Annotated in this window: 17 protein-coding genes and 7 tRNA genes; 8 read left to right on the forward strand and 16 right to left on the reverse strand. The window is 71.8% G+C overall.

The features are described 5' to 3' along the window. Positions 1-120: 120 nt before the first annotated feature. The 9 genes from ACGF3H_RS30705 to ACGF3H_RS30745 all read right to left on the reverse strand — a co-directional run bounded on the left by ACGF3H_RS30705 (position 121) and on the right by ACGF3H_RS30745 (position 8340). Positions 121-192, reverse strand: a tRNA-Val gene (locus ACGF3H_RS30705). A 39-nt stretch (positions 193-231) separates the two neighbouring features. Then, positions 232-681 carry an SRPBCC family protein gene (locus tag ACGF3H_RS30710; RefSeq protein ID WP_362498315.1) on the reverse strand — a complete coding sequence of 150 codons (450 nt, stop codon included), beginning with the start codon at positions 679-681 and terminating at the stop codon, positions 232-234. 39 nt (positions 682-720) lie between these two features. Next, positions 721-3459 (reverse strand): Tat pathway signal sequence domain protein, encoded by a 2739-nt coding sequence (locus ACGF3H_RS30715; protein WP_362498312.1) that lies wholly within the window; start codon positions 3457-3459, stop codon positions 721-723. A 102-nt stretch (positions 3460-3561) separates the two neighbouring features. Beyond that, a complete protein-coding gene (locus ACGF3H_RS30720; protein ID WP_362498309.1) occupies positions 3562-4161 on the reverse strand; it encodes a hypothetical protein in 600 nt (199 codons plus the stop codon). A 12-nt stretch (positions 4162-4173) separates the two neighbouring features. After that, on the reverse strand, positions 4174-5064 hold the full coding sequence (locus tag ACGF3H_RS30725) for a carbohydrate ABC transporter permease (RefSeq protein WP_362498307.1): 891 nt from the start codon (positions 5062-5064) through the stop codon (positions 4174-4176). Beyond that, positions 5061-6062: a sugar ABC transporter permease gene (locus ACGF3H_RS30730; protein WP_362498305.1), complete on the reverse strand. Its 1002-nt coding sequence runs from the start codon at positions 6060-6062 to the stop codon at positions 5061-5063. Before ACGF3H_RS30730 ends, ACGF3H_RS30725 begins: the two co-directional genes overlap by 4 nt. Further along, positions 6062-7351 (reverse strand): extracellular solute-binding protein, encoded by a 1290-nt coding sequence (locus ACGF3H_RS30735; RefSeq protein WP_362498302.1) that lies wholly within the window; start codon positions 7349-7351, stop codon positions 6062-6064. The genes ACGF3H_RS30730 and ACGF3H_RS30735 overlap by 1 nt, the downstream gene beginning before the upstream one ends. A 385-nt stretch (positions 7352-7736) precedes the next feature. Beyond that, positions 7737-7808: transfer RNA gene (locus ACGF3H_RS30740), tRNA-Val, on the reverse strand. Positions 7809-7887: 79 nt separating this feature from the next. Next, on the reverse strand, positions 7888-8340 hold the full coding sequence (locus ACGF3H_RS30745) for a TIGR02611 family protein (RefSeq protein ID WP_362498300.1): 453 nt from the start codon (positions 8338-8340) through the stop codon (positions 7888-7890). Positions 8341-8531: 191 nt separating this feature from the next. On the opposite strand from ACGF3H_RS30745, the gene ACGF3H_RS30750 reads away from it, so the two are divergent. Both ACGF3H_RS30750 and ACGF3H_RS30755 read left to right on the forward strand, forming a co-directional pair. Further along, positions 8532-8945 carry an SsgA family sporulation/cell division regulator gene (locus ACGF3H_RS30750; protein ID WP_004002642.1) on the forward strand — a complete coding sequence of 138 codons (414 nt, stop codon included), beginning with the start codon at positions 8532-8534 and terminating at the stop codon, positions 8943-8945. Between the two features lie 613 nt (positions 8946-9558). After that, positions 9559-10119, forward strand: a complete 561-nt coding sequence (locus tag ACGF3H_RS30755) for a CGNR zinc finger domain-containing protein (protein WP_362498298.1) — start codon at positions 9559-9561, stop codon at positions 10117-10119. Positions 10120-10170: 51 nt separating this feature from the next. On the opposite strand, the gene ACGF3H_RS30760 is transcribed toward ACGF3H_RS30755, so the two are convergent. Together ACGF3H_RS30760 and ACGF3H_RS30765 are read right to left on the reverse strand one after the other, a co-directional pair. Then, positions 10171-10350: a hypothetical protein gene (locus tag ACGF3H_RS30760; RefSeq protein ID WP_362498296.1), complete on the reverse strand. Its 180-nt coding sequence runs from the start codon at positions 10348-10350 to the stop codon at positions 10171-10173. A gap of 144 nt (positions 10351-10494) precedes the next feature. After that, on the reverse strand, positions 10495-10932 hold the full coding sequence (locus ACGF3H_RS30765; protein ID WP_362498294.1) for a hypothetical protein: 438 nt from the start codon (positions 10930-10932) through the stop codon (positions 10495-10497). Positions 10933-11135: 203 nt separating this feature from the next. Here ACGF3H_RS30765 and ACGF3H_RS30770 point away from each other — a divergent pair, with 203 nt between their 5' ends. Continuing rightward, positions 11136-11660: a DsbA family protein gene (locus ACGF3H_RS30770; RefSeq protein WP_362498291.1), complete on the forward strand. Its 525-nt coding sequence runs from the start codon at positions 11136-11138 to the stop codon at positions 11658-11660. Between the two features lie 26 nt (positions 11661-11686). Here the strand turns inward: ACGF3H_RS30770 and ACGF3H_RS30775 are convergent, their stop codons facing one another. From ACGF3H_RS30775 to ACGF3H_RS30785, 3 genes are read right to left on the reverse strand one after another with little or no spacing between them, the layout of a single operon-like run. Then, on the reverse strand, positions 11687-12511 hold the full coding sequence (locus ACGF3H_RS30775; RefSeq protein ID WP_362498288.1) for a GNAT family N-acetyltransferase: 825 nt from the start codon (positions 12509-12511) through the stop codon (positions 11687-11689). Positions 12512-12563: 52 nt separating this feature from the next. Continuing rightward, entirely contained in the window at positions 12564-13385 is an 822-nt protein-coding gene (locus tag ACGF3H_RS30780) for an aminotransferase class IV (RefSeq protein ID WP_393816562.1), read from the reverse strand. Continuing rightward, positions 13382-14434 (reverse strand): chorismate-binding protein, encoded by a 1053-nt coding sequence (locus tag ACGF3H_RS30785; RefSeq protein WP_362498282.1) that lies wholly within the window; start codon positions 14432-14434, stop codon positions 13382-13384. The genes ACGF3H_RS30780 and ACGF3H_RS30785 overlap by 4 nt, the downstream gene beginning before the upstream one ends. Before the next feature lie 178 nt (positions 14435-14612). On the opposite strand from ACGF3H_RS30785, the gene ACGF3H_RS30790 reads away from it, so the two are divergent. From ACGF3H_RS30790 to ACGF3H_RS30810, 5 genes are all read left to right on the forward strand, one after another. Continuing rightward, positions 14613-14685, forward strand: a tRNA-Gly gene (locus ACGF3H_RS30790). Positions 14686-14723: 38 nt separating this feature from the next. Continuing rightward, positions 14724-14797, forward strand: a tRNA-Cys gene (locus ACGF3H_RS30795). 1 nt (position 14798) lies between these two features. After that, a tRNA-Val gene (locus ACGF3H_RS30800) sits at positions 14799-14870 on the forward strand. A gap of 19 nt (positions 14871-14889) precedes the next feature. Next, positions 14890-14961, forward strand: a tRNA-Val gene (locus ACGF3H_RS30805). A gap of 14 nt (positions 14962-14975) precedes the next feature. Beyond that, positions 14976-15047 (forward strand) — tRNA-Val (locus tag ACGF3H_RS30810). 55 nt (positions 15048-15102) lie between these two features. On the opposite strand, the gene ACGF3H_RS30815 is transcribed toward ACGF3H_RS30810, so the two are convergent. Together ACGF3H_RS30815 and ACGF3H_RS30820 are read right to left on the reverse strand one after the other, a co-directional pair. After that, a complete protein-coding gene (locus tag ACGF3H_RS30815) occupies positions 15103-15387 on the reverse strand; it encodes a zf-TFIIB domain-containing protein (RefSeq protein WP_362498279.1) in 285 nt (94 codons plus the stop codon). A 100-nt stretch (positions 15388-15487) separates the two neighbouring features. Then, positions 15488-16447, reverse strand: coding sequence for an aminoglycoside phosphotransferase family protein (locus ACGF3H_RS30820; RefSeq protein ID WP_362498277.1), 960 nt, complete (start codon positions 16445-16447; stop codon positions 15488-15490). Positions 16448-16948: the final 501 nt, after the last annotated feature.

A 16948-nucleotide genomic window follows, 5' to 3' on the forward strand; every position in this document is an offset into this window, starting at 1 on the left:
GACGCCGGGGTCGGGGGTGTGGGTGGCGTAGCCCCCACAACGCGCGGCGCAGCCGCGCAGAAAACGAAGAGAGCGACGTGTGTCCGCGTATGGTGCGGACACACGTCGCTCTCGCGAGCGTGGGCGATACTGGGTTCGAACCAGTGACCTCTTCGGTGTGAACGAAGCGCTCTCCCACTGAGCTAATCGCCCGGGAACGCACTGAACAATACAGGTCCGGGGACGCTCTCTTCAAACCGTGTGCAGGCGGGCCGCCAGTCCGCGCCGGCCCGCGCGCATCATCAGCCGGTGGTTGGCCCGGAACAGGGGCCGTCCCGGCACGGCGAGGCGGCGCAGCAGCGGCTTGCGGACGTCGACCTCCTGGTAGAAGCGGACGCTGCTGCCGCCGGTGCCGTCGGGGGCGACCGTCCAGCGGGCCCGGCCCTCGATGTCGCCGGACAGGGAGACCTCCAGCACGCCCGCCGCCGGGTCGCGGCGCAGCTCCCGCACGGTCTGGGTCAGGTCGTACGGGAGCAGGGAGCGGATGCGGACGGTCCCGCCGGTGGCGTCGAGGCGGGTGACCTCGCGCACCTGGGGCCACCAGCGGGGGTAGTCCTCGATCCGTTCCAGCTCGCGGTAGACGGCGGGGGCGGGCGCGGGCAGGGCCCACAGGCTGCGGAAGACGTAATGGTTCCAGTCCACCCGTGGAGTGTGCCCGGGTCCGGGTCCGTCACGTGCGGGCTACGGCATCCTGTCGCCCAGGAGTGCGAGGTTCTCGATGGCGGCGAGGCCGTACAGCGCGGTGTCGTTGGTGGACACCCAGCCCGCCTCGCTGCCCGGCACCAGGCCGACCGGGCCGCTCAGCTTCTCCGTGGTCCAGGGTGCCGACTCCTTGTAGCCGTCGGAGTTGTAGAACTTGTCCCAGGCGCGCGCGGCCAGCTTGTCGTCCCCGGTCCGGACGGCCGCGTAGGCGTCCAGGCGGGAGTGGCCCTGGAAGAGGATGAGGCTCCCGAAGTTGCTGCCGTAGCGGGCGGCCTGTTCGGTCTTGGAGGCGTTGAAGTAGCGGCAGTAGTCGTAGTACGCCTCGTTGAACTCCGGCATGTCGACCAGGTCGATCAGCTCGGCGCAGAGTTCGTTCAGGCCGAAGACCGCCGAGAGGTGCGAGACGGAGACGGCGGGCTCCTGGGCGATGGCGAACTTCCCGGTGTCCAGGTCGTACAGGCCGCTGCCCTGCACGAATCCGTTGGGCTGGGCGGCGATGGTCTCCATGGTGGACAGCACGCGGGCCCTGGCCTTCTCCCACTGGGGGCCCTTGCGTTCCCACTCGGTCAGCCAGGCCGACACCAGACCGCTCCAGTCGGTGCCGAAGCCGATCGACAGGGCGTGCGGGTCGGGCGTGTAGTCCGGGTCGGGGCGGACCTTGCGCTGCGGGTCGAGCACGAGGAAGGTCTCGTCGGAGTCGACGTTGGCCCGCATGAGGTCGCCGACGCGTTCGTCCGCGGTGAGGAAGTAGTAGAAGCGGCGGTAGGTGGTGTTGGCGATGCGCTGCTGCTTGGCGCTGTCGGCGTAGTGCTGGACACCGTGCCGGGTGCCGAGGCCGGCCCACTTGCCCAGGTGGTAGACGTCGACCTCGCCGGTGTGCCGGGTCATGGCCTCGGCGAAGCGGAAGATGTCGGCGCGGCCGGAGCGCAGGTAGGCGTACCAGAGCCACAGGTCCGGGGAGAGCTCGGAGTTGTCCCAGGCGTAGCCGCCCACGTCGTAGCGCCAGACGTGCCGGGCCGTGTCGTAGGTGTGCATGATGTCGCCGTAGTCCCAGAAGCCGTACCAGCGGCGCTGCTCCACCTGGTCCTTGTAGTAGGTGAAGAGGAAGTCGAGGTGGTCCTCGATCTTCGCCTTGGCGGGGGTGGAGCGGTCGGGTTCGGCGTACAGACCCTTGCCGAAGACGCCCGCCTTGACGAGCTGCTTCGGCGGCGCGGCGAGCTGCGGGAGCACGCGTACGGCCTCGACCTGTCCGGCGAGCGTCTCGGCGCTCGGGGTGGCGGCGTTGGCCCAGAACAGCAGCTCCGAGGTGCGGGCGATGCCGTAGGGGGTGCCGAAGCCGGGTTCGTAGTCCTCGTAGGTGATGTTGAGGCCTTCGAGCTGCTCGGCGTAGGTGTCCTGCTCCATGCCGTCGTGGTAGAAGCGCAGGTCCATGGGCTGGGCCTCGGGGGACCAGAGCCAGAGGGTGACCTCGGCGTTGTCGGTGTGGGCGTCGCGGATGTCGAGCTGGGCGGGGTGCTTCTCCCAGAAGTCGCGCAACCCGAAGGAGAGCCCGCCGCTCGCTCCGCCGACGTAGCCGAAGCCGGAGGCGCGGCGCCCGCCGCCCGCGCCGATCCAGCCGTGGCCCTTCTTGGTGCGCTTGCGCACGGTGAAGCCGTCGGCGGAGAGCTGGGAGAGGGTGTAGTCGCCCCATTCGGGAATGTACTGGAGGCGGGTGGTGACGCGTTGGTCCCAGGTGGACGGGTCGGGCAGCTTCTCGCCGGCGAACTGTGCGGCCTGCACGGCCGCTCCCGGGTCGCGGCGCAGTCCGGTGATGCCCTTGACGGCCTCGCGCAGCAGGCCGGTGCCCTCGCCGCCGATGCGGATGTGACGGTCGTAGGACCGGTCGCGCATCGGGACGGTGAAGCGGACGCCGAGGCCGCGCACGAAGTCGCCGCTCGCCCTGCCCGGCTCCTGGGTCCCGTCGAAGGTGATGGTGTGCACCATGCGGAAGGAGTCGGCGCCCGCGTAGAAGTACAGGCGGACGGAGAAGGGCAGCCAGCCGCGGTCGCCCTTGCGGTGCTTGCCGTCGATGCGGACGACCGCGCGGACGGGACCCTCCTGCTCGACCGCGACCTTGTCGATGGCGCCGTCGAAGCGTTCGTGTTTGACGGTGCCCTGGTCGCCGTCCTCGATCTCGGGCTGGCGCAGCAGGACGAGGCGGCCGTTCTTCGCGATCTCGGTGGAGCCCCGGGTGACCGATTTGATCAGTGTGGCGCCGGACTTCCCGATCCTGGCGGTGATGACGCCGGTCGATATGTCGATGGTGCCGCCCCGCTGGTCGACGGTGACCTTCCTGGCGGGCGCGGCGGGGGTGCCGGCGGTCAGCGTGAGCGCGCCGTCGCCCGAGCCGACGGCGTGCGCGGTCCACTTGAGGGAGCCGTCGGGCCAGTACGCGAGGGGCCAGGACTGCACGGGTACGGCCTTGCCGTCCGCGTCCGTCACGGCGAACGACTGGTCCTCCTGGTAGGTGCCCCGGGGCCAGGGAACGCCGACGGTGGAGCCGGGGGCGGCCCCGAGGCCGCCGTCCTCCAGCCAGGTCAGGGTGACGGGGCTGTCGTCGGCCGGCGCGGCGGCCGGCGCGGCCTGGGCGTTCCTGGCGCCGAGGGCCCAGCTGAACTGGGCGGCGGCACCGGCGACGGCGGCCGCCTTGAGGAGGGACCTGCGGGGGATGGGGGACATGGCCTTTCCTTTCCGTTCCGTGCACCAGCAGGGATGTCAAGGGCATGACAGACAGAGGTGCGGCGCCGGGGCGCCGGCCTCGGTACGGGGAGACACCGCCGGTCAGCGGTGCCGATGACGCTCCTCCACGGCGACGGCAGCCGCCGCGACGGCGCCCAGCACGGCGACCCCGAGCGGCGCGCTGAACCAGGCGGAACAGACGACCAGGGCGAGCCCGCCGACGATCAGGAAGGAGCCGGCGGGGTCGAGCACGGTACGGCGCACGGCCGCGGCGAGCAGGGACCGCCAGGAGGCGCCGGGCCGCCAGGCCGCCGCGGCGCGCAGCCCGGCCACGGCCGCGCCGATCAGGGCGAGCACGCCGACGGCGCCCACGAGGGGGCCGCCGGGCAGACCGTTGCGCGCGGCCTGCACGTCCACCCACACCGCGGCCAGGGCGGCCCATCCGCCGAGCCCGACGGTCCACCCGCGGCGCACCGCGGCCCGGAAGTCGGCCGCGAACTCGCGCAGGCCGCCCCGCTCGTGGGCGAGCCGGCGCCCGAGGTGCCGCGCGCCGGCCGCGAACGCGGCGGGGAAGGTGACCAGCGGCAGCGAGGCCACCGCGATCCAGACCCCGGTCAGCAGGCACTCGGCGAACAGCGCGAACCGCTCGGCGAGCCGTGACTCCCCGCGTTCCGTGCGGGCCTTCGCGCGCAGCTCGGTCATGACCGGATCACCTCAGCCCTTCAGACCGGACGTCGCCATGCCGTCGATCAGGTAGCGCTGGAAGGCCAGGAAGAAGGCGAGGACGGGCAGCAGGGCGACGAGCGACATGGCGATCATGCCGCCGTAGTTGGCCAGCCCTTCCTGGTCCACGAACATCTTCAGGCCGAGGGAGACGGTGTACTTGCCGGGCTCGTTGAGGTAGATCAGCGGGCCCATGAAGTCGTTCCAGGAGTTGATGAAGGTGAAGATCGCGCTGGTGATCAGCGCGGGGCGGCACAGCGGGAGCACGATCGACCAGTAGATGCGGAGGTGCCCGCAGCCGTCGAGCCGGGCCGCCTCGTCCAGTTCCCTGGGCAGGTTGCGCATGAACTGCACCATCAGGAAGACGAAGAACGCCTCGGTGGCGAGGTACTTGCCCAGCAGCAGCGGGGTGTAGGTGTTGATCATGCCCATGTTGCGGAACAGCACGTACTGCGGGATGAGCAGCACGTGGTACGGCAGCAGCAGCGTGCCGATCATCAGCGTGAAGAGCAGATTGCGTCCCGCGAACCTGATCTTCGCGAAGGCGTACGCGGTGAGCGAGCAGGACACCAGGATCCCGACCACCGAGCCGACCGCGAGGAGGAGGGAGTTGGCGAAGAACGTGGAGATCGGGATGTCCGCGATGCCGTCGGCGAGGCTCGTGTAGTTGGAGACGACCGGGTCGCCCGGGAAGAGGTCCAGGCTGCCGACGATGTCCTCGCTCTTCTTGAACGAGCCGCCGATGACCCAGATCACCGGGTAGAGGAGCACCGCCAGGATCGCCAGCGAGCCGATGTGCCAGGCGAGCGATCCCGGCAGTCTGCGCCGCAGCGCCCCCGTCGTGGACCGGGCCGGCGTGACGTCGGTGGCCTGCGCGCTCATCGGCCGCCCTCCTCGTAGTGCACCCAGCGCTTCTGGGACCAGAACAGCACCGCCGTCACGAGGGCGACCGCGACGAGCAGCATCCACGCCATGGCGGAGGCCAGGCCCATGCGGCTGTTCTCGAAGCCCTGGACGTACAGGTAACAGGTGTAGACCATCGAGCCGTCGGCCGGACCGCAGGCGTTGCCTCCGGCGCCGCCGCCGACGATGTACGCCGAGCTGAAGATCTGGAACGAGTGGATCGTCTCCAGCAGGACGTTGAAGAAGAGGACCGGGGAGATCATCGGCAGGGTGATGTTCCAGAACTGCCGCAGCCTGCCCGCCCCGTCCACGTCGGCCGCCTCGTACAGCTCGCGCGGCACCTGCTTGAGGCCGGCCAGGAAGATGACCATGGGGGCGCCGAACTGCCAGACGGTCAGCGCCACGAGGCTGTAGATGATCAGGTCCGGGTCACCGGTCCAGCCGCCGGCGCCGATCCCGAAGAACTGCTGGGTGCGGTCGACGGCGGCGTCGTCCGAGAAGATCGCCTTCCACACGATGGCGACGGACACGCTCGCGCCGATCAGCGACGGGGCGTAGAAGGCGGCCCGGTAGAAGGCCTGCCCGCGCCGCTTCTGCGCCAGCAGCAGCGCGACACCGAGGGCGGCGATCAGTTTGACCGGCGTGCCGACGACGACGTACCAGAGCGTGACCTGCACCGAGTGGCGCCAGCGGGGATCGCCGAACATCTCGGAGAAGTTGTCCAGGCCGATCCACCGGGGCGCGTCGAACAGGTCGTAGTCGGTGAAGGCGAAGTACAGGGAGGCGACCATCGGCCCTGCCGTCAGCAGCAGGAATCCGGCGATCCAGGGGGACATGAAGAGGTAGCCGGCCAGGTTGTCCCGGCGCCGCCGCCGCTTCAGGGCGGCGGGGCGCGGGGTCTTCACCGGACCGTGCCGAGGCTCGGAGTCCCGGGTCAGGTCCTCCATCGCGGGGGCGTGTGTCACGGCGCTTCCCATCAGCCGGCGAGAGCCGTCTTCGACTCGTTGAAGAACTGCTCGACCGCGTCGTCCACGGACCGCTTGCCCAGCGCCATCTCCTCGGCGATGCGCAGGAACGCGGCCTCGCAGACGTCGGCACCGGCGGGGTGCGGGGTGATGGGCTCCAGGACGCCCGCCTTCACGAGCGACTCCTCGTAGGCCGCGATGGCCTTGTTGACCGGGTCGGTCGGCCGGTAGGCGTCGTACTGGGCCTGCGTCGCGGGGACGCCGCGGTCGTAGCCCATGATCGTGGCGACCTCGGGGTCGTGGACCATGAAGTCGATGAACTGGGCGACTTCCTTGGGGTGCTGGGTGCGCCTGGAGGCGCTGAGCATCAGGGAGCCGAGGTACTGGCCGGTCTTCTTGCCGTCCGTGGTGGGGATGGGCGCCAGGCCGTACTCGCTCTTGCCCTCCGAGGTGTAGCGGACAGTGAAGTTGTCCCAGGTGAATTCGCTGCCGGCCAGTTCGGCGGAGAGCGCCGACTTGGGCTTGACCTGGACGACCTTCTTGGCGTCGGCGAACAGACCGGACTTCACGCCCTTCTCCGCCTTGGTCCACCACTGGGTCAGGTCCGCCTCGGTGAAGCCGAGCCCGTCCTCGGTGAAGAAGGCCTTGCCGTTCTGGCGCAGGTACAGGTCGTAGAGGTACATGACGCCGTACATGCCACTGTCCCCGGCCCGGCCCGTCCTGTCGCGGATCCTCGTCATCGCCTCGTCGAAGTCGTCCCAGGTCCAGCCCTGTGCGGGCGTGACGCCGGCCCGGGTGTAGACGGGCTTGTCGATGACGAGGGCCATCGAGTTGGAGCCGACGGGCACGCCGAGGAGCTTGCCGTCGATCTCGCCGAACTTCTCCAGGCCCGCCCGGAATCCGTCCATCGAGAGGTTGCCCGACTCGACCTGCTCGCTCAGGTCGAGCAGCACATTCTTGGCGTCGTATTTGCGGAGAAATCCGATGGCATTCTGGAAGACGTCCGGTGGATTGCCGCCGGAGGCCTGCGTGTTGAACTTCTTCCAGAAGTCTCCGTACGGCTGGAAGTCGGTCTTGACCTTGATCTTCGGGTACTTCTTCTCGAAGAGCGCGATGGTCTTGTTGATGCGCTCGGCCCGGTCCTCGGCACCCCACCAGGAATAACGGATCGTCACCGTTCCGTCTCCCGCGCCGCTGCCGCCGCCGCACGCGGTGGCCGTCGCGCCCAGTCCCGCGACGGCCAGCGAGGCCCCCGCCGCCTTGAGGATCGTCCGCCTCTCGACATTCCCGTTCTGCTGCATAGGAGCCTCCCCGCGCTGGCGCGTTGCATCGTGAATCGTTTCAAGTAAGCGCTTGCTGGCACAAGTTACGGAGGGCCGGGGGGCGCGTCAATGATTCGGACAGGAATTGATGGCGCGCGGGAGCTGGCGAGGACGGCGGCAGCCGCGGCACACCGGGCCGGCCCGGAGGGGAATCCGCTGGTCGACGCCGCGTGCCCGACCGGTCGAACGCCGACGGCCCCGACGGGGGCGGCGCCGCGGAAGGTCACGGTTGGGTGACGGCGGGCCGAAGCGGAACGGCCGGGACTGCCGCCGGCGCACCGACGGGACCGGCCGACCGGCCCGGCACGCGCACGACAGAGCGGCCCGGCTCACGATCGGTGAGCCGGGCCGCCTGATGATCCGGTGGGCGATACTGGGTTCGAACCAGTGACCTCTTCGGTGTGAACGAAGCGCTCTCCCACTGAGCTAATCGCCCGGACGCAGGAAGAACATTACCCCATGTCAGGGGGTGCCCGTGACCAGCGGGTGCCGGGCGGCCGGGCCCCCGCCGCAGGTCACTGGTCCTTGATCTTCCAGGGCAGCTGCAGACCGAACTTCCACAGGTAGATCCCGGCCAGCACGGCGATGATCACGACGCCGATAGAGGTGAGGATGATGTTCCGGCGCCGCACCCTGGGGTCGAGGGCGCGCTGTGCCGCCTCGGTGACCTTGCGCTTGGTCCAGCGCAGCACCAGCTGGGCCCACACGAACTCGGTCGCCCAGATCGCCATGCCGCCGAAGATCACGACCCAGCCGGGCCCGGGCAGCGGCAGCATGATGATGCCGGCCACCACCACGGCCAGCCCCACGACGAAGACGCCGACCTGCCAGCTGACGTGCAGAGCGCGGCGCGCCTTGATGAATTCCGGTGCCCGCGACCCGAGCGCACGCTGGTCCGGAGCGCCGTCCGTCCCCGAACGGTCGTGCGCCACGGCGGCCTCGCCGGGCTTGTTACTCCCCGTGTTCATACGGCCAAACACTACCGGAGCGGAACCTGTCACCGGAATGGGCGCACACCGCGAACGATCTTTCGGCCGGAAGAGTTACGTAAACACACGCAAAACACTCAGAGGGGTTTACAACGGCACCGTAGGTGGCATGTCGATTTCGCCGACGTGCGAATCCCCGAGCGCACACTGAGCGAAAGGCCCTGGCGCTTATGAACACCACGGTCAGCTGCGAGCTGCACCTGCGCCTCGTTGTGTCGAGCGAGTCCTCCCTGCCTGTCCCCGCAGGCCTGCGGTACGACACGGCCGACCCCTACGCCGTGCACGCCACCTTCCACACCGGAGCCGAGGAGACCGTCGAGTGGGTGTTCGCCCGCGACCTCCTCGCCGAAGGTCTCCACCGCCCCACCGGCACGGGCGACGTCCGTGTCTGGCCGTCGCGCAGTCACGGTCAGGGCGTCGTGTGCATCGCCCTGAGCTCCCCGGAGGGCGAGGCGCTGCTCGAGGCCCCGGCGCGGGCCCTGGAGTCCTTCCTGAAGCGCACAGACGCCGCCGTGCCCCCCGGCACGGAACACCGGCACTTCGATCTCGACCAGGAGCTCTCGCACATCCTGGCGGAAAGCTAGGCGAGCCCCCGAAAGCCGCCCGGCGCCGTCGACTCGGGGTGACGGCACGGGCTCGGACAACCGCATACGGCACACACCGGCGTCACCACCGCGGAACCCCGCGGTGGTGACGTCGGCGCGCATGCGCGGCCCCTCCGGAGGCGCGGGTCAGGGACAGGGCTTGCGGGGAGGTGCGCGGCGGCAGCCGGGCGGAACGGCCCTGGCCGCGGGCCGGCGTGCGCGGCAGCGGGGGGAGGGCCGCCCGCGTGGATCGCGTGCGGCAGCCGGGGGCGGCGCGCGCGAAGGGCGGGGACCGAGCCGCCCGCGGGCTGTGTGGCGGAGCCAGGAAGCCTGCGGGCCACCGAGCCGGGGGCGGGGGTCTGCAGGGCTTGGATGGAGGCGCCAGGGCCCCTCGGCGTCACGGCGGGAGCCCGTGGGCCGGGGGACGGGGGCTGGGCGTCTGCGGGGGCGTGCGGTCGGGTGCGGGCGGGAACCGAGGCGCGTTCGGCGGCGTTGTACCGGCGACCGTGGGGTGGAGGCCGTGGGCGGAGCCGGTCCGGCCGCCTCGGAAGCCACTACCATCGGCCAGCATCGGCGGGCGCCCGCGCCCGACCCCCAGGCCAGGGAGCAGAACGTGCTGATCACCCACGACACCCGGTGCGCGCTCGACACCGTGGTGGATCTGGTGAACACCGTGCCGGAGGACGACTCGGCACCGGACGGGCTGCCGGATGTCGCGGCCCTCGAGGAATTCGTGGGAACGCACGAGATCAGCGACGTGGGCGTCCTCTCGGAGCTGGACCTCGCGGCGGTGCGCAAGATCCGCGGACGGTTCGCGGCCGTCTTCGCCGCCCCCGAGCCCCGTGCCGCCGCCGGGCTGATCAACGAACTGGTCGCCGCCGCCGGGACCACCCCCCGGCTCACCGACCACGACGGCTACGACTGGCACATCCACTACTTCGCGCCCGGCGCCTCGGTCGCCGATCACCTCGCCGCCGACTGCGGCATGGCCCTGGCGTTCTTCGTGGTCGCCGGGGAGCAGGAGCGACTGCGCCGCTGCGAGGCGCCTGACTGCCGGCGTGCCTTCGTCGACCTCTCCCGCAACCGCTCGCGGCGGTACTGCGACAGCCGTACGTGCGGGAACCGGCTGCACGTGGCCGCGTACCGGGCGCGGCGCAAGGAAGCCACGGGCTGATCAGGGGCCGACACGGCCCCGGCGGGTGACGCCGGGGACCGCGGGTACGGCTCACAGCAACAGCAGGTCGTGCAGCGCTGCCATGAGGATCAGACACCCGATCACCGCAAGGAAGATCATCAGCGGTGGCTGGGAAAGGGCGAAGAGGCAGCCGCGCGGTTCGTCCTGCGGGGGCGCGGTTTCGCTCTGTCTCGTGTCCAGCTGTGTGTTCAGCTGAGTCGGGTCCGGCATCTCGCGGCGATGATGACGCAGCGCGTCCGCCCGGCGCGATCAACACGCCCGTAAGGACCGGGTGGTCGTCGAGTTCCGCGATGTCCGGTCCGGTTCGTGATCATTCCGGAACGTCCGATGACAGGCCCGGACCGCTGTGTCGTTTCAGATGCCGTGCTTCTTCAGGATGGCCTCGATGTCGCTGAAGTCCTCGTCGCCCTGGGACGCCTTCGCGGGCCGGGGTGCGGTGGGGGTGGCGGAGCCGCCCACGGAGGGCCTGGCGGCCGAGGGGGCGGCATCGCGCCGTGCGGCGGCCCGGGCCTCCTTGCGTTCCTTGCGGGTGCCGCCAAGGCGGCGCTCCACGGCGCGCGTGGTCATGAACAGCACCCAGGCGACACCCAGCACGCCGAAGCCGGCCCAGGCCGTCGGGCTGAAGGCCGTGTCGGCGAGCCACTCCACGACGCCCGTCATCACCAGGCCGACCGGAATCAGTGCGTAGGCGGCGATACGGGCGGCCGTGAGGAATCGCCTGCGGTACGCGGTGACCGCCGCGATGCCCAGGCCGGCCGCGGACACCGCGGAGCAGACGGTCTCGGCAATCATCCGGTCCTCCAGGCTGGCACTCGGTCGGGCATGTGCACTTCGTCCCTTCCATCCTGCACCGCCGGGGCCCGGACGGGCCACGCCCCGGCCCGACATCAGGGAGATCTAGGGGTCGGCTCCTCCCCAGGTGCCGGTGACGGTGCACGCCGGCGACGGCCCGGGTCCGGTTGGGCCGCCCTCGCGGAGGCTGGGAGACTGGGGGCATGAGCGACTCCTCCCCCGTGCCCGCCGCCGTTCCCGTTCTCGACGTCTGGTGCGAGCTGCAGTGCCCGGACTGCCGCACCGCCCTCGACGACGTCCGCGCCCTGCGCGCCCGCTACGGCGACCGTCTCGAGGTGCGGCTGCGGCACTTCCCGCTGGAGAAGCACAAGCACGCCTTCGCCGCCGCGCAGGCCGCCGAGGAGGCTCTGGAACAGGGCCGGGGCTGGCCGTACGTGGAGGCCGTGCTCGGCAGGGTCGCGGAGCTGGACCGCGAGGGAGAACCCCTCCTGGTCGAGGTGGCCCGGGAACTGGGACTGGACGCGGAGGAGTTCGACACCGCCCTCGTCGACGGCCGGCACATCCTGATCGTCGACGCCGACCAGGCCGAGGGCAAGGCGATCGGCGTGAGCGGCACCCCCACGTACGTGATCGGCAGCGAGCGCCTCGACGGCGGCAAGAGCCAGGAGGGGCTGCGCGAGCGCATCGAGGAGATCGTGGACCGGCTCCTGGCGGGCCAGGAGTCCTGAACCACCGCACGCCACCGCTGCGGCCGCTACAGCAACGCCTTGTAGTAGTTGTACCGGGTGGTCTCGTAGCCGAGCGACTCGTAGAGCCGCTCGGCCGGGGTGTTGCCCACGAAGACGTTCAGGCCGACGAGCCGTCGTCCGGCGGCGAGCGCCTGGGTCTCCGCCAGCAGCATCAGCGTGCGGCCGTGCCCCTGCCCGCGATGGGCCGCGTCGGTCTCGACGTCGAAGACGTAGGCCCGGTCCGCGCGCAGCGCCAGCCACAGGATGCCGACCCGGTCGCCGTCGTGCCGGAGCACGCTGAAGAGCATGTCCTCGGTGTCCAGGCCCTGGGGCAGCAGCGTCCGGTGGTCGTTGCGCGCCTTGGCGCGGGCCTCGGCCTCCGGGACGCCCTGGTCCATCCAGGTGCGGGCGTACTGCTCGGACTGGTAGGCCTGCCAGGCGGTGAACTCGGCGGGCGTCATGGGGCGCGAGCCGCTGCCCGCGGGCAGGGCGGGCGGGGTGCCGCCGAGTGATTTCTCCATGCCCCGGGTGCGCAGTACGTAGCCGAGCGCCCGGGCGAGGTGCGGGCCGGCCTCGTCGGCGCCTCTGACGCTCACCTGGATTTGCCGGCAGCCCCAGCTCCGTGCCACCTCCTCCGCGGCGAGGGCGGCGACCGTGCCCCGCCCGCGCCGGCGGTCGGGTTCGTCGATGCGGAGCTGGTGGATCACGGCCACCGAGTCGCCGAAGGCCGCGGAGGTGCCGAGGTGTATCGCGCCGACGGGACGGCTGTTCACGCACACCTGGTAGCGGCGTGAACGGCTCCCGTCGGCCGCGCGCTGAAGCGGCTCGGTCGGCCGCAGGGTCGTGGTCATCAGGGGTGTTCTACCCCGCCGCGCGGCCCGCGGAGCAGCCGGACGACCCGGGTCACGGATCGAGGTCGTCCCCGGACCGCTCCTCGAAGATCCGCATGGCCTTGGCGGTCACCGGGCCCGGGGCGCCCGGCAGTTCACGGTCGTCGACCCGGTGCACGGCCTGCACGTCCCGCAGCGTGGAGGTCAGGAAGACCTCGTCGGCGCGCTCCAGGACGTCCAGCGGCAGGTCGGTCTCGCGGGCGCCGGTCCACTCGACGGCCAGGGCCCGGGTGATGCCGGCGAGGCAGCCGGAGGCGACCGGCGGGGTGTGGAGCTCGCCGTCGAGGACGACGAAGACGTTCGACCCGGTGCCCTCGCACAGCTGCCCGACCGTGTTGCCGAACAGGGCCTCGGTGGCGCCTCGTTCGCGCGCGGGGGCCAGGGCGACGACGTTCTCGGCGTAGGAGGTGGTCTTCAGGCCGGTGAGCGCGCCGCGCTCGTTGCGGGTCCAGGGCACCGTGATCACGGCCGTGGAGTCGGGACGGCGGCCGGTCTCACCGAGGGCGACCACCAGGGTCGTGCCGTGCTCGCCGCGGTCGGAGCCCAGCGGACCGTGGCCGCCGGTGTACGTGATGCGCAGCCGGCCGAGCGGCATGGGGTTGGCCTCGAGGACGGCGGCGCAGGCGCGGCGCACCTCGTCGAGGTCGGGTTCGGGCAGGCCGAGGCCGCGGGCCGAGCGGGCCAGCCGGTCGAGGTGCCGGGTCAGCGCGAACGGCCTGCCGTCCACCGCCTTGACCGTCTCGAAGATGCCGTCGCCCACGGTCAGCCCGTGGTCGAACACGGAGACACGGGCGGACTCGATGTCCTGCAGTCCGCCGTCGAGCCAGATCTTCACGTCTGTTGCGCCTCTCCACTTCCGTCCGCCTCGTACGCACCCGACGCTACCGCGAGCAGCCGGGACGCCTTCAGTTCGGTCTCCCGCCACTCACCCTCGGGGTCGGATCCCCAGGTGATGCCGGCGCCGGTGCCGAAGCGCAGCAGCCCCGCGGCCCGGTCGATCCAGAAGGTGCGGATGCCGACGGCCAGCTCGCCGGTGCCCCGGTCCGCGTCGACCCAGCCGATGCCGCCGCAGTAGGGGCCCCGGGGCGTGGTCTCCAGTTCCTCGATGATCCGCAGGGCGCTCGGCTTGGGGGCGCCGGTGACGGAACCGGGCGGGAAGGCGGCGTCGAACAGCTCCGGCCAGCCGGCGTCGGCGGGCAGTTCGCCGCGCACGGTGGACACGAGGTGGACCAGCCCCGGGTGCTTCTCCACCGCGCACAGGTCGGGCACCGTCACGCTGCCCGTGGCGCAGACCCGTCCGATGTCGTTGCGGACCAGGTCCACGATCATCACGTTCTCGGCGTAGTCCTTCTCCAGCAGGTCGGCCTCGGTCCGTCCGGTGCCCTTGATCGGCCCGGACTCGACGGTGCGGCCGTCCCGGCGCAGGAACAGCTCGGGAGAGGCGGTGGCGATCTCGACCCCGTGGCCGGGCAGCCGGATCGTTCCCGCGTACGGCGCGGGGTTGCCCCGGGCCAGCAGCGCGGTGAGGGCGTCCACGTCGACGTCGGGGGCGACGGGCGCGGACAGCACCCGGCAGAGGTTGGCCTGGTAGACCTCGCCGGTGGCTATGTACGCGCGGATGCGGCGCACGGCGGCGGTGTACGCGGCGCGGTCGAGGGAGGACGTCCAGTCACCGGCGGCCGGCCCCCGCCACCGGCCCGGCACCGGCGCGGGGACGGCGCACGTCCGCACGTCGGCGAAGCGTGCGCAGGTCAGACGGCCTTCGAAGTCCGCGCACACGGCCCAGAAGCCTTGGGAATCGAGGGCGGCGGGATCACTCGTGACGTCGAGCAGACCGGTGGCGAGCCGGTCGCCGAAACGGGCGAGGGGCGGGGCGTGGAGCACGTGGCCGAGTCTAGGCGGCGTGTCGCCGAGGTGACCCGAACGTGTCCTTCCGGGGGCCCTGACCAGGACCCTGCGCCGGGGCACCGCAGCACGCTGCACAAACGCGTTTTTGTGCTGGCTCCGGAATCCGCTAGAGTTCAACACGTCGCCGGGACGCGCAAGCGGACCGAACCGACAGGCGGACGTAGCTCAGTTGGTAGAGCGCAACCTTGCCAAGGTTGAGGTCGCGAGTTCGAGCCTCGTCGTCCGCTCGCAGGAACAGGGGACCTCCCGGGTCTCCTACACTCCTGGTGGAGTGGCCGAGAGGCGAGGCAACGGCCTGCAAAGCCGTCTACACGGGTTCAAATCCCGTCTCCACCTCCAAGGACGATTAGCTCAGCGGGAGAGCGCTTCCCTGACACGGAAGAGGTCACTGGTTCAATCCCAGTATCGTCCACCGGACCTTCGGGTCCCCCGCGCGATTAGCTCAGCGGGAGAGCGCTTCCCTGACACGGAAGAGGTCACTGGTTCAATCCCAGTATCGCGCACGCAGTATCTCCCAGGACGATTAGCTCAGCGGGAGAGCGCTTCCCTGACACGGAAGAGGTCACTGGTTCAATCCCAGTATCGTCCACAGCACCGGAGCCCCCGGCCGTCCCGTACGGCCGGGGGCTCCGTCGTGTCCGCGCTCAGCTGGAGAAGAGCATGCGGCCGAAGCTCTTCTGGCGGTGGTGACCGTAGTGACCGTGGCCGGCCTGCGGTGCACCCCAGGCGGGAGCCTGAGCGGCCGGGTACGCCTGCGGGGCGGCGGGCGGGGCCGGCGGCGCGGGCTGGGACCACTGCGCTTCCAGGCGGGTCAGCGCCTCCAGCTCCCCGTAGTCGAGGAAGATCCCGCGGCAGCCGCTGCACTGCTCGATCTGAACGCCGTTGCGGTTGTAGGTGTGCATCGGTGCGTGGCACTTGGGGCACTGCATGCTCGGCTCAACTCCTCGCCGGTCGGTCCTGCTTCGCGTATCGCCAGGACAGACTCTGTCCGGCGGCGGTCGGTTGCACCCTACTTCGGGAAATCCTGGCTCAACTCGGCGGGGAGGAGGGCGGGGCGGGGGCGACGGCGCCCATTCGCGCGCAGGCGTCGACCAGGGAGTGCTCCACCTCGTCCAGGGCCCGGCCGGCCGCGGCGGCCTTGGCGAGGGCGCGGGCCGCGGTCTGCGCCGTGAGGGCACGCGCCGGCACGTCCAGGGCGGGCCAGGGATCGCCGTCCGGCGGGACGGCCGGGCCGCCGGCCGCGCGGTAGGCGGTGAGGAAGCGGTCCCACTCGTCGGGCGGGAGCAGCCCGCAGGCGTACCAGGCCGCCGGCCGGGCCAGGTCCCAGGCGGGCACGCCGACGCCGAGGTCGTCCACGTCGATCAGCAGCCAGGGGCCGTCGGGGGCGGGGTGGCGGACGAGCTGGCCGAGGTGGAGGTCGCCGTGGCAGAGGGTGGCCGTGTCCGGCATGGCGGCCTCGCCCCGGGCCCAGGCGGGAAGCGCGGTCCAGGCCCGCAGTACCGGGGTGGTGCCCGGGTGGCGGGAGGCGGTCTCCCGCAGCCGGGCGATGGCGCGGGCGGCCTTCTCCGGGCCGCGCATGGCGGGTGTTCCGGCGACGGGCGACGGGGTTCGGTGGAGGCGGGCGAGCAGGGTCGCGGCGGCTTCCCAGGGCGCGGCGTCCGGGGTGTCGGGGTCGACGGGGGTGCCGTACGGCCAGTGCGTGACGAGCCGTCCGCGCAGGTCGGTGGGGGTGGGGTGGAGCGGACGGAGGAGGATGCCGGGGAGACGGGCGGCGACGGTGACCCGGAGCGCCAGCTCGGCCGGGTCCGTCTCCGCGGCGTGGGCCTTGGCGACGGTGCCGGCGTGGCGGACGACGGTGGCGTCGGGGCGGTCGGCGAGGGTGGCAGCGCCGCGGGGGCAGGGGCGGGGGCAGGGGGCGGGCGAGGATGCGTGGGCGGTGGCTATGGCGTGGGCCGTCAGGGCGGGGAGGAGGGCGTCGTCCGGGGTCACGGGGGTGAGGGTACGGGGGGATGGTGCGGGGGGCTGGGCGCGGGGGCTTGGTGCCGGGGGGGGTGGGACGCGTGGCCCGGCGCTGTCGGGGTGCCGGGGGGGGCGCGTGGCCCGGCGCTGTCGGGGTGCCGGTGTGGATGCGGGGCCGGGGTGGGGCGCGTGGCCCGGCGCTACCGGGGAGCGGTGTGGGTGCGGGACGAGGTGGGGCGCGCGGCCCGGCGCTGTCGGGGTGCCTCCCCCACTCTCGGCTTCGCTCGAGCGGGGGGACCCCCACCGCCCACCCGTGCCGCCCTGGGGGTGCCTCCCAGGCCGTTCAGGCACTGGGGGAGGCACGACTGCCGGCAGCTACGGCTGCGGGAGGGCGGTGGTGCGGCTGCGGGAGGGGGGCGGCGTGGGTGCCCGTGGCCGCGGTGGCGGACTCGCTGCCCGGGTGGTGGGGAAAAGCAATGCCGGCGCAGCTCCCCAGCTGCGCCGGCATTTTGCCGTCCGCCGCACCCCCGT

Source organism: Streptomyces sp. NPDC048185 (assembly GCF_043202495.1).
Classification (GTDB): domain Bacteria; phylum Actinomycetota; class Actinomycetes; order Streptomycetales; family Streptomycetaceae; genus Streptomyces.